Below are 13113 nucleotides of genomic sequence, written 5' to 3'. Positions count from 1 at the left end.
AACGGTTTACTGCGCCAGTACATACGCAAAGGCACGGATTTAAGAACGGTAACGGATAAGCAGGTGGCCGATATAGAACGTGCGCTAAACGCCAGACCTAGAAAGTGCCTAGGTTACAAACAGCCTGCCGTTGTGTTTAACGAATTACGCAATGCGGCCTAATTTAGCGAGTGGTGCACTTCGGGGTTGAATTCGCGCTTAATAAATAGTCTAAGTTTATTTAAATATAACTGATATAACAGGCACTCTAACAACCAGTACAAGAAACTGTAATTACAACAAAAAGCCCACTACACTGTAATGGGCTTAATAATATTAACTTAATTAGAAGCTTTGTGAGTAGCGGAAGTACAGCTGACGACCAATATCGAAACCGCCATAATAAGAATATGTTGAACTTGGGCCTGAATACATAATAGGACCGCGCTTATCAAAAATATTGTTTGCACCAACAGATAGTTTTGATTCCCACGGTGTGCTATACGTCAATTGCAGATCATTGAAAGTAGTAGAGCCAACTTTATTTTTAGGTACTACTACACCATTCGTCCAATCACGTTCAAAGTTAGGATCACTACAACGATCTTCAAAGTAACAATCTTCACGCATTGATGAGAAATAACGCATTGCCCAATTTGCACTGAAATCTCCATATGTCCAGTTCAAACCAAAGTTAGCTCGAGTTCTGAATGTATCTGCATGGCCTACATCCGATTCAACTTTAGTTGTTGGATCATTTGTCGACTTAGAATCATACTTCAACAAGTATGTGCTATCTAATGTTGCACGGAAATCACCAAAGCCAGTTTCAAATGCATAAGCTAATGAAAGGTCAATACCTGATGTTTCTGTGAAACCTGCGTTTCGAGTACCATAGGTTAAATCATTAACAATAGAATTATTTGGATCACGTGAGAACATTGCACAGCGAGATTCATCTCCCCCGATATAGCAGTCTTTTAAGATTTCATTCGGTGAATCAGATACAACAGTGTCTGTGATTTTAATGCTCCACCAATCTAGTATTATGTCTAGGTTTTCAACATAGCTTGGGTTGTAAACAAAACCGACTGTTTTACTTGTTGACTCTTCTGGTTGCAAAAGAGGGTTTGAACCACTATTAAACGGCACAGGTGTCTGAGCTGCAGGCCCCGTTGTAGGCACGAAGCCTTGTTGTAACTGACGATAATCAGCAGGTACATCTTGTAAACAACGTGCTGAACCAGCAGCTGTACCATAAACAGAGTCACACGGATCAATAAAGCCTGTAGTAAATGTTTGTGAGCCACCACCATATAAATTACTAATAGTAGGTGCACGGAAACCTTCAGCCCATGTACCACGAACTAATAAATCATCGTTAGGTCGCCATTCAATACCTACTTTACTATTTGTTGTATCTCCAAAAGTACTGTAATCAGAGTAGCGAGTCGCAAGACTAACGTTCAATGCTTTAGCACCAACAACATCTGATAAGATTGGTACATTTAATTCAGCATAAGCCTCAGTTACGTCGTAACCACCGCCAGTTGCACCAGATGCAAGTGTTGTGCTTTGGCCTAATTGAGCAAGTGCATCTGGGTTATACTGGCCTGTTTCTTTTCGATGCTCACTTCCTAGTGCAAAGGTTAAAGCACCGGCAGGAAGTTCAGCAAGTAAACCACTGATGTTTGCAAAGTACATTGTGGTTTGTGTTTCACCGCGGTAATGAAGTGTTGGATACAAGAAGTCTTGCACATCTGGATCAGCCAAAGAATTTTCTACAGCTCCTGCTCCAAATCCAGCTAAAGGGTTCCATGCCACACACTCAGCTGAAGAAATTGGATTATCTTCTGTACCGCACTGGACTTCTCCTGATGCGTTTAAGAACGAAGGACCCGTTGCCGCTTCAATTGCTGGCTTGTAGAAGTTACCATTATCAACTTGAACAGTTGTACTCTTGCTATAGACACCACCAACATCCCAGTCAAAATAACGATTCGCTAGTTCAAATGACCCCTCTAGTGCAGCTGTAAAGCGTAAAGTATCTTGATTACTTTCAGTTGTTCTCGGCACTTCCCAGCCACGGCGAGTAAATGAAACATCTTCACCTACCGGATTAAAGTAGCTGTCTCCACTAAGCACAAAGCCATCTGAAGCAGATTGATAAGGATAACCAGCTACCTGACGCAGAGCTTCACGCTCACTGTAACCAATGTCACTTGTAAAGCTAACACTATCAGTAATATCGTAATTAGAGCTTACATAGAGAGAACGCGCACTTAACGGTGTTTCTAAATGCATTTGGTCAATTGAATTACTTGAACCATTCTCATAAGTTTGAGGCTCGAAATCATCAAATGATGAAGCATTTCCAGGACGCTTAGCAACCCACCATTGATCGTTGTAATAAAAGCGACCATATTGGCCCACTAAGGTGCGGTTATTTGGAATATCATATCCTGGGTATGATACTTCTGAGAATGAGCGATCTCTTGCCCATACATCACTTTCATCACGCCACTCAGCGCCTAAAGTAATAGATCCCTTTTCACCAGAAAAACCTGTAACCATACTAATGTTTTTCTTCTCGCCATCACCGTCATCGTAGCCACCACCATATACAGTGAATTCAAGGCCCTCGTAATTCTTACGAGTAATAATATTAACAACACCTGCCATTGCATCTGAACCATACATTGCAGACGCGCCATCTTTTAATACATCAATACGCTCAACCATTCCCATTGGAATAGCAGAGATATCTTGATAACCAGAAGTAGTGATACCTAAACGTTTACCGTTAATGAGAACTAATGTACGACTAGCTCCTAAATTACGAAGGTTGACGTAGTTACCACCTACATTCTCGCCTGACACTAGAGGCTCTGAACGGCTAATTGGAGGCGAGCCAGCTGCCGACATATTTTCAATCAGGTCAATAACTGAAGTGAACCCCTGATTAGCTATATCTTCACGGCTTATTGTTTGAATTGGCTGCGCGGTTTCAAGGTCAGTAGAACGGATGCGAGACCCCGTTACTTCGATACGCTCTACTTTTTCTGCTCCTTCATCTGCAGCTAATGTAGAAGCTGAGAATAGAGTTGATGTTGCACCAAAAGCAATCGCTAGGCGAACTGCTTTTGAAACTTTATTATTTAACATTTGAATCTCCCTGGTCATATCCATGTTATGACTCTATAAAGTTATATATACCCTTAATGGGCACTGGTACCCATAAAAGGCACTACAGGTTAATATTAGAAATGATATTTGGTCAACAGGTTTTTAACCACTGGTTCTGAATGTTAATAACTAGTTTCAAAAACATGGACATTTTAGGGAGGATTGTATTACAGGCACTTAACATTAATTTAAAAAATCGAAACAATAAAAAACTTAAACTAGCTTAAAGCCATATAGAAAAAGCCTTAACGCTTCCTTAATAATTTATTATTTCATTTTTTTCATGGGGTATTTCATCATTTTTGTATAAAAATAAATTTCATTTAATTTTCACCTCCTTGTTATTTTCACAGACCACCTTCAACAATATAAAAATAGTTACTTTTACCCATAAATTTAAAACTTTAAGGTCTGACTTTAAATTTTGGTCGGCGTTCGACACTACAAGATGTATAATTTAGCTGCTTAGTAAATGCTGAGCCTTAGTTGCGTTAGAACGTACTGCTTACCTTTGTGAGGCTGAAAAGGGGAAGTCTTATATTTTGCTAAGTTAGAGTGAATAAGTTACTCAATCACTTTATTATAATCTAATTATTTAAAAGCCTTTTAATTAATATTTTCACCTCCTAACCAAGTAAAAACAACTAAATTTAAAAGTATTTCATAAGTCTTCCACATGACAAAACCTGCTCGCCTTTTATTAGCTCAAACATTCAAAGCTTAAAAAACCATATTTAACATAAACTTAAGAATAAATTACATTTTAATAAACACTCAAACCTTAACATCACTTACCGGTGATTAACCTTTTTAACAACGTACCCTTACATATCTAAAAATCGAGCCAGCTGCATCATTAAAAACATACACCCTTAAAGATATTAGCTTTTAAGATTATAATAACATTAATCAAAACAAACTTATTGACTTATAAGTCAGGCACTCTTGATGATAAGCCATTGTCTATTAAGGCTTTATTTTACCAACACAAGCCTAAATTTTTTAATATCATGAACTATTGAAAAAAAATTCTTCAACCGGAGAAATTACATGTAAAAAACTTCATGCTCTGATATTATTTAGTGTACCAAATTGGTAACAGATAAATAAAATAGATAAAGGAATTATATGAAAATTATAAAAATTCTACCAATTCTGATCGCATTTTTTAGTTCAGTCACTTTTGCGACGAATTCAATTGAAGATTTTTTCAACAATAAAGACTATCAACAGGTCAAGATATCTCCATCTGGGGATTATTATTCAATAACCTATCAGGAAGAAACAGAGCTAAAGCTGGTAATCCTAGAAAGAAAAACTAATAAAGTTTTATCAAGTTTTGCTTTTGGCGAGTACCAGAAAATATTTAATGTAACTTGGGTTAATGACGAACGCTTTATTATGGCTGTTAGAAAGACTGTCGGATATTTAGATACTAAAGGAGGAAGACCATATTATGTTGCATCAAATTATGATGGTTCAAACAGACGAGAACTATTAGCCTCACAAACATCCTTATATAGTATCGTCAGTATACTGCCTGATGATAAAGAGCATATATTAGTTACAAAGCAGCATTTCGCCGATGATTTTGCTGTTAAAGTTCATAAGGTTAATATTTACAATGGTCGCTCAAGTTATCAAGCAGATCAACCAAAAGAAGATGTTTTCGGTATGATTGCTGATATAACAGGTAACCCTAGAATTGCGTTCAGCTACACTGAAGAAGAAGACCATAAAATGGGTGAAGGTGAATTAAGTCTCTTCTATAAAAAAAAGCCTAACTCGAACTGGGAAAGTTTCAATCTAGATATCCTCAAATTTCAAAAGGGAGATAATCTATCAATCTTAGGAATGAATAAATCAGGTAACATAGCATATTTCATTAATGATTCGACAACTAAGAATTCTGCAGTGTTTTCATTTAACTTAGAAACTGATGAGTTAAAAAAAATAATAGCAAATGAAGATGTCGATATCTCAACACCTATATATGGCTTATCAGGTGAAGTTATCGGTGTGACATATGATCCGGACTATCCTAATTTTTATTACTTTTCAGATAGCAAAGATAGTAAATTATTAAAAAAACTGAGTGACTCATTTCGTAATTACAGACTCAGATTTACAAGTCATTCTAAAGAGAAAGGGCTTTCTGTATTTGCAATATCAGCTGATAAATCACCTACTGAGTTTTACCTTTATGATTCAAAATCAAAAAAAGCAAAATTTATATCCTCTATGAATGGTAGTATAGACAAAAAACTATTAGCAACAGTAGAACCTTTTAGAATAAGTGCTAGAGACGGCGTGACTTTAAATGGTTATTTAACAATACCTAATAATAGCAAACAGCCATTTCCAGCCGTTGTCATGCTACATGGCGGTCCCCATGGCGTAAGAGACTATTGGGATTTCAATGCTGAAGCCCAATACCTAGCGAGTTTAGGTTATGCTGTTTTACAAGTTAACTACAGAGGATCTGGGGGATATGGAACTGAATTTCAAAAAAGTGGCTATAAAAACTGGGGCACTACAATGCAAGATGATGTCACAGATGCAACTAAGTGGGCAATTAGTGAAAAAATTATAAATGAAGACAGGATTTGTATATATGGTGGCAGTTATGGTGGATATGCAGCCTTAATGGGCGTTGTTAGAGAGCCTAACTTGTACAAATGCGCCATAGGCTATGTCGGCGTTTATTCACTGCCTGAAATGTTCAATAGTGGTGATACTCCAAAAAGTGACTCAGGCGTAAAGTTTCTAGAAACAATTCATGGAACTGATCAAAATGATTTAAAAGCTCGCTCTCCAGCTTATAATGTAGATAAAATTAAAGCCAAGCTATTTATCGCTCATGGCTCAGATGATATCCGAGTACCAATGGAACAATACGAAGCACTTACAGGTGAGTTGGATAAGATAAACTACCCTTACGAATCGATGGTTAGAGATGAAGGTCATGGCTATCACAAACCAAAAAATCGAACAGATTTTTATAAAAAGATGACCCACTTTTTAGGTGAGAACTTAAAAAATTAGTTTAAGTTAACTCAGTAATCAATAAATATATAATCTAGGGATAACCCGAGTTGCCTTATTTACATTGTGAAGTTAATAAGACAACTCAGTTATCTCATAGGAAAATCAAGAGTCTTACCTTAGTCAATACATCACACCAATTTATAATGCAATCATTATTAAAACAATAAAGTAGACGAAGGCTAACTTTAATTTTTCATATTCTTTAGCCATAAAGATTGAAAGCAATTAATAGACTCTTATTAAAATTCTTATACAAATTCTTTTAATTAAGCGTTCTATTTTGAGGCAATAAAACCTTATTGATAACAAGGTAAAAAACTCGTTATTTAGTTGTACTATATTAGAATTTTTTAACACAGGTAGCGGTAGGTTAAACCCTTCAAAATGATTAAGCATTATTGCTGATTGGCCTTAATTAAGACTCAAGACCAAAAGCATAATATCAAGGTAACAGTATTAAAGCTTTTTTCATACACTTACTTCTATTATCTAAGTTGCGCTTTCTCTTTAGTAGGCTTCGCAAGAGACAACCCAAGCAAAATGTTCCTCCTCAACGATTAAAGATGAAACATTTTCTAATTTCAGTTTATTATTTTGATTATCAAAGGCCTTATAAATTTCATTTTTTGTTAATGATGCACTGACCTGCTCCTCCAAGCGGTGTAATTGATAATTAACATTTATTTTTAATTTTTCTATCGCTAATAATGAGTTCGAGTTAATATTTCTCATTATTTTTGAAATATTATTAATAATATCTTGAAACCATTCTAAATGTTCATTTCCGAGCGGAAGTCTATTTAAATTTGCAATAAGCTCCTTATTTCTAACATTAAACTCATGAGAGTCTTTTGAAATTTTGATTCTAACCAAATCCTCCAACTGTTCAAACAATTTCATTTTGATAAGAACTTTCATAACATATATTCCAGCTCTTGAATTGCATGTCACAGGCGAGTCTTTACTATGAACTACAAGTACGGCTCGGCCACCTTTCTTCAATACTCGGCAAAGTTCCTTTAGTGATAAATCCCACGATGAGTACTCAAAACCAAACTGACTCACGGCTAAATCAAAATAGTCAGTTTTATAGGGAAGATTCTCAAGCTTTGTAGAAAATGAAAATTCTACTTGCTTAATCATATTCATAATTAATTGATCATTAGACCGAATACTAGTTACATCCAGGTTCGCGGCATCACATGCAAAAACATCAATATTATAATGTTTTTTAACAGCTATCATTTTCAGCCAAATGGCCAAAACCCCCTTCCCTGTAGCTAAGTCGAGTATCTTTAGTTCTTTATCTTCAACATTTAAAAGGGTATTTTCCCAAAGTTCAAGTACCTCTTGTGGGTAACCAAACTGCGTCTTTAGCTCAGCAAAGCTCGAAAAGCCTTCTGTTGAATTCCAATATTGATCCCAATGCATATATATTCCGAAGTGTTAGATTTAAGTGACAGGTTTGTATTGAAGATTATTATTAATAGTTTAGTTATTAGATTATAAAGATGATTTTCTTAAAACAAAAAGAGCGACATATGTCGCTCTTTTTCAATACTTAAGCAATATTAGAAAGATTGCTTGAAGTTAAAGTACATGATTCGACCAAAACCTGAGTATAGGTTGAAGTTGTAATCACGACCATCATATGCAAAAAGAGGTGGCTCTTTACCGAACGCATTTTGCGCACCGAAGCTGATTTTTGAATTCCAAGGAGTGTTATAAGCTACTTGAAGGTCATGTGTTACCCATGTAGGAATATGACCAACACATTTGCCATCATCATCGATATCTTCACATTGGCTATCGATTAAGTTTAAGTTCCAAGTAAAGTCAAAATCAGATAACGAATACACGTTTGAAATTGTCATACGTTGCTGAGGAACACCAGGATCCTTAACGAAGTTACGACCACCATCTGTTGAGTAATCGATGATGTGCGAGAAGTTTAAGTTTGTAGTTAAACGACCTGCATCACCAAAGTCAAAACTTGAACGAGCTTTGAAATCAATACCAGATGTTTCTAAAGTACCATCGTTACCAAAACCACGAACTACATTAGTCACACCACCATTAGGCGCACGTGTAACTGTGAATGAAGGTGGTAGTGAGTCACCACGTAATGTCGCATCAATAATGTATTGAGAGCTAAATGCACGAATACGGTTCGTGATTTCAATGTCGTAGTAATCTAATTCGAAGTCGATATTATCTGTAGCTTGATAAACAACACCTAGAGACATTTGCTCTGATTGCTCTGACTGTAAATCAGGGTTTGAAATTACAGTTGCATTGATTTGCGATGAACAACCTGCTTCTTCACCAATTGCCGCACAAGTTAAGTCATCAGAAACAGAATCCGCAGATTCAGCTGGCTGTTGAGTCAAATCAGGAAGTGATGGTGCACGGAAACCTTTACCCCATGAAGCACGTAATACTAGTGAATCAATTGGGTTATAACGAGCAGACACTTTTGGTGAGAAATCTGAACCATAGTCAGAGTAATCATCATAACGACCTGCAAAGTTTAATTCAAATTGCTCAGTTACAGGAACAAGTGCTTCAAAGAACAGACCACGAACAGATCTAGCACCACCTGCAGAACTACCTGATGAACCACCTACTTGTCCAGCTTCAGAAAGTGAATCGTAGTTATCAGCATAATCTTCTGAACGATACTCAAAACCAACGAAACCTTGGATTGCACCTGCATCAGTTTCCATAATATCAAATGCAGCATTAGCGAATACTTCTTCTTGGTTGAACTTACCAGTACGTGAAGTTGTTACCGTCATCGCGTTACGAACTTCTGCAGGAGCACCGAATGGGTCGCTTAGCATATAAGTGCCGTCATTGATGTATTGACGTGCGATACTACGAAGAATATAACCACTACCTACGTTATGACTTTCATTAATTGTTTTACGAGCACCAGCTTCAACTGAAACATTACCAATCATACCATTAGTACCAAAAGTAATATCTTTAAGTTCGGTTGAAAGGTGGTTATCACGGTTACCTAGCGCTGCAAAACGATGCCAGAAGTCAAGAGGTTGTTGATCAAGACCTAGAGATTCATCGTAAATAGGGCTATCTGGGTTAGTTGGGTTATTAGGGCTGTCTGCACTAATGAAATCTGAGTCATAGGCTGTTGTATCAAGGCCTGGAGCATAACGACCAAATGACTTAGTTTGAGCTACGTTGATGTTAGAGAAAATACTCCAATCATCGTTGATATCGTAACGCGCTTTAACGAAAGCTGAACGGTTTTTAATTGAAGCTTCATCAGCTGAAACTGCTGCGAAGTTAAAGCCACAACGTGCACCAATACGGTAAAAGTTTTCATTACCAACGCCTTCACAAGTAGCTTCTGGAGAGAAGAAATCAAAGTTACTAGCACCTGGCATGTAGTTGCCATCTTCATCTTGTGCCATTGTTGTGAAGTTGTTTGAATAAACTGAACCACCTGGTGAATACCATGGGAAATCACGTGCGTATACAATATCACGACCATTCCATGAAGCACCGGCTAAAACAGATGCGTTATCAGAAGATGCACCGAATACAACAGAACCATTTTCACGGTCACCACCTTCATGTTCAATACGACCTGAACCGATAGTAACTTCTGCACCGTTGTAGTCTTTACGAGTAATAACGTTGATTACACCACCGATTGCATCTGAACCATAAAGTGCTGAAGCACCGTCTGACAAAATTTCAACACGCTCAACAGCAGCCATTGGGATGAAGTTAAGATCTTGGCTAGAGCCTGTTAAAGTCGACTTAGGCAAACGGCGACCATCAACTAGAACCAAAGTTCTATCAGAACCTAGACCACGTAAGCTAACAGTTGTTGCGCCTTGTGCAGAACTACCAGACTGAGGACGGAAAGAACCCAGACTATTGAATGTTGTATTGCGAAGAAGATCTGCAACAGATGATTCACCACTTAATTCAATTGCCTCACGGTCAATTACAGTGATTGGTAAATCAGTTGCCATATCAACACGTTTGATACGTGAACCTGTTACTTCAATTCTTTCTACTTTTTCTACACCTTCTTCATCTTCAGCTGCAAATGAATTAACTGAAAATGCGGCAGTAGATGCTGCACCAAAAGCAATCGCTAAGCGAACTGCTTTTGAAACTTTATTATTTAACATTTGATTCTCCCTGGACCACTATATTGTGGTTATATTTAGCATAAGCTTGTTTATTATTTGTTTGTCGCATCAGGACTGCGACAAACAAATAATAAACAAATAAACCAAAATATCCAGCCCTTTATTTACAATTTTTTAATGAGAGCGCAAAAAGTTTACTTTTACCCACTTTATGAACAAAAAACGTACAACACAAAACTTTAAACTTGGTTGAAAATTCAATTACAAGATTAAAGAATCACGAAAATGTTAACTTTTTTAAAAAAGCGATATCTGACATCCCCCCAAAGAGACTATTTTTAAACCAAAATCTGGTACTATCATTTCTCCAATAGGAATCAGCTGTTTATTAACATAAATGCCATAATCATAGTTATGTTTACCTGTGTAGTACTCAGCGCCATTAGCGGTGTAAACATATTCAATTATTTGACCACGTTGAAACATTAGGTGGGGATTGTCAGCTAAATACTGTTTCGCTGCTTTTACATGAGGGGGGATGTTTTTTTGGTAATCAGTAAGATGCTGACCCAGTCGCTTGCGATAGGTTAGCTTAGAATCAAATTCACCCGCATAAAGCTTTTTTACATACCTATCAAAAGCTTGAAGAATAAATTCTTCTCTGTAAATTTCAGAAAATAATATTTCAAATAATTCTGTCTGAAACTCGTGTGCAAGTTCTGTCCAATCACTTCTTACGGTTTCCATACCCTTAAAAACTAATTTTGAAGCGCCATTTTTCTCGACTTTTCCTACATAACGCTTTTTCGAACCCATTGTTTTGCCTCTAATTGTGGGCATAAAAAATGGGCTATAGTGGGTTTCGTACTCAATTTCTAAAAAACTGTCTATTTTATAGTCTTGTAGCAAAAGGTGCTGCCAGCGCTTGTTAATTTTACTTGCCAGTTTTGTACCAATTTCATTACAGCTTAGTGAGTTTAGATCATCATCAAGCTTAACAAAGGTCGAATCTGTATCACCATAAATGACGTTGTAGCCCCACTCTTCTATCCATTGCTTGGTTGTTTGCATTATTTCATGGCCACGCAAAGTAATTGAGCTCGACAATCTAGGGTCATAAAAGCGACACCCTTTAGAGCCAAGTACACCATATAAACTATTCATGATGATTTTAATTGCCTGCGAGAGCATAGGCTGGTTTTTATCTTTGGCTATTTGTCTTGTCGCTGACAGTTCACGAATAAGCTCTGGCAGATGGTGCTCAGTACGTGAAAATTGTGCTTGGTTAAAACCTTCTATTGCGTCATCTGGCTTTTTTAAACCTTCAATAAGGCCAAGGGGGTCTATACAAAATGTGCGCATTATTGATGGATAGAGGCTCTTATAATCAAGCACCAGGATATTCTTATATAGACCTGGCTGCGATGACATAACATAACCACCAGGGCTGTCAAAACTTAACCCATGATCGCCCAAATTAGGGGCTACATAGCCACTTCTATGCAATAACGGTAAATATAAATTTGTAAAGGCCGCAACTGAGCCACCCATTCGTTCTAATTCAAGTCCGGTGAGTTGGCTTCTCACAACAGCAAAATCGAGTAACTTAAGTTTTTCAAAAATCCGTAGCACTAACATGCAATCTTGTCTGTTGTAATTAGCAAGAGACAGTTTGTCTTCATTAAACTGGCGAATTATTTCTTCAAGGCGATTATCAGTGCTGATTAGCTTCTCTTCACCAAGTTCAATACTCGCTACATTGGCAAGGCTAAAACTATCGTAGTGATAGGTGGCGTTTTTTAGGGTATCAATACCATCTACAACTACTCGGCCAGGTATTGTAATACGGGTAAAATTACCTTGCCGCAGCTGCATCTTTTCTTTATTGCGGCCAAGCGGTAATTCGACACCAAGTGCTTCAGCACGGGCATGTAAAACACTAAAGTCAAATTCAATCACATTCCAACCAATGATCACATCAGGGTCGACAGTTTCAATGTGTATACAAAGCTGATTGAGTAAATCAATTTCATCCACACACCAATGAAGGTTAAATTCAAGTTCACTGGTATCTTGTGGCTGGCCTACCATCAACACTGTATCTATGTGTGCCCCTACTAGACCTATTGAAAATAGCACTCCTTCACCATTACATTCTATATCGAGCGACAAACTTGAAAAATGCGGCGTAAAATCGTTATTTTTTTTGAACTTAGCATCTGTTAAAACAGGATATGGATGGCTTTTTATTGGCCTTCCTTGAGCCCAAACTGACCCTTTAATGAAACGTTCCATCAAAAATCTATCAACAGGACGAATATCATCCTCATAGACTTTTATATGCTGCGCTTTGAGTCGTTTCGCTGCATTGTAATAGTGCTTTAATGATGAAAAGTAACAAGAAACTACTTCTTGTTGCATAAAGCTCTTCAGTGCCACAGGTTTAATTTCACAAAAAATACCATGCTCTGAAAACACTCTATTCGCAGCGTCTATTTGAGATTCATTAATAAAGAACACTGCTTTTTGTGGTGTACTTATGAGTTTTACAGGTCCTTGCTTAGATAAAATCCACACCACAATCGAAATGCCCTTAGCGCTATCATAGCATTGCGTGGAAAGAATAAAGCCGGAGGCTAACTGCATGTAAATAAACCTTTTTATTATAATTTAGGCATGTTAGTCAAGCAAAGCTAAGTTGATTAGCTAATTAAAGTAACAAGTCGCTTGTAGTTGCCCAGTTAAATCTCTAAAATTCATTACTGTAATT

At 37.1% G+C, this 13113-nt stretch carries 5 protein-coding genes and 1 pseudogene; 2 read left to right on the top strand and 4 right to left on the bottom strand.

Annotated features, from left to right (window positions below; genetic code table 11):
- Nucleotides 1–162: pseudogene (locus ABMY41_RS13310) on the top strand (IS30 family transposase); the annotation flags it as partial.
- Between the two features lie 162 nt (nucleotides 163–324).
- Here ABMY41_RS13310 and ABMY41_RS13305 read toward each other — a convergent pair.
- On the bottom strand, nucleotides 325–3144 hold the full coding sequence (locus ABMY41_RS13305) for a TonB-dependent receptor (protein ID WP_349274985.1): 2820 nt from the start codon (nucleotides 3142–3144) through the stop codon (nucleotides 325–327).
- 1149 nt (nucleotides 3145–4293) lie between these two features.
- Between ABMY41_RS13305 and ABMY41_RS13300 the strand changes: the two genes are divergently transcribed.
- Nucleotides 4294–6210, top strand: a complete 1917-nt coding sequence (locus ABMY41_RS13300; protein ID WP_289098338.1) for a S9 family peptidase — start codon at nucleotides 4294–4296, stop codon at nucleotides 6208–6210.
- Between the two features lie 510 nt (nucleotides 6211–6720).
- On the opposite strand, the gene ABMY41_RS13295 is transcribed toward ABMY41_RS13300, so the two are convergent.
- The 3 genes from ABMY41_RS13295 to ABMY41_RS13285 form a co-directional block, all read right to left on the bottom strand.
- On the bottom strand, nucleotides 6721–7644 hold the full coding sequence (locus tag ABMY41_RS13295; protein WP_289098340.1) for a class I SAM-dependent methyltransferase: 924 nt from the start codon (nucleotides 7642–7644) through the stop codon (nucleotides 6721–6723).
- 140 nt (nucleotides 7645–7784) lie between these two features.
- Nucleotides 7785–10382 carry a TonB-dependent receptor gene (locus tag ABMY41_RS13290; protein ID WP_289098341.1) on the bottom strand — a complete coding sequence of 866 codons (2598 nt, stop codon included), beginning with the start codon at nucleotides 10380–10382 and terminating at the stop codon, nucleotides 7785–7787.
- Nucleotides 10383–10640: 258 nt separating this feature from the next.
- A complete protein-coding gene (locus ABMY41_RS13285; RefSeq protein WP_349274982.1) occupies nucleotides 10641–12989 on the bottom strand; it encodes a DNA polymerase II in 2349 nt (782 codons plus the stop codon).
- Nucleotides 12990–13113 lie beyond the last annotated feature (124 nt).

Source organism: Pseudoalteromonas sp. BZA4, assembly GCF_040104395.1.
Classification (GTDB): Bacteria; Pseudomonadota; Gammaproteobacteria; order Enterobacterales; family Alteromonadaceae; genus Pseudoalteromonas.
This window is presented reverse-complemented; position numbering and strand designations above follow the sequence as displayed.

Bases quoted from the DNA above. Each gene is read 5' to 3' on its own strand.
- ABMY41_RS13305 (WP_349274985.1), bottom strand. From the start codon at position 3,144: ATGTTAAATAATAAAGTTTCAAAAGCAGTTCGCCTAGCGATTGCTTTT.
- ABMY41_RS13290 (WP_289098341.1), bottom strand. From the start codon at position 10,382: ATGTTAAATAATAAAGTTTCAAAAGCAGTTCGCTTAGCGATTGCTTTT.
- ABMY41_RS13300 (WP_289098338.1), top strand. From the start codon at position 4,294: ATGAAAATTATAAAAATTCTACCAATTCTGATCGCATTTTTTAGTTCA.
- ABMY41_RS13285 (WP_349274982.1), bottom strand. From the start codon at position 12,989: ATGCAGTTAGCCTCCGGCTTTATTCTTTCCACGCAATGCTATGATAGC.
- ABMY41_RS13295 (WP_289098340.1), bottom strand. From the start codon at position 7,644: ATGCATTGGGATCAATATTGGAATTCAACAGAAGGCTTTTCGAGCTTT.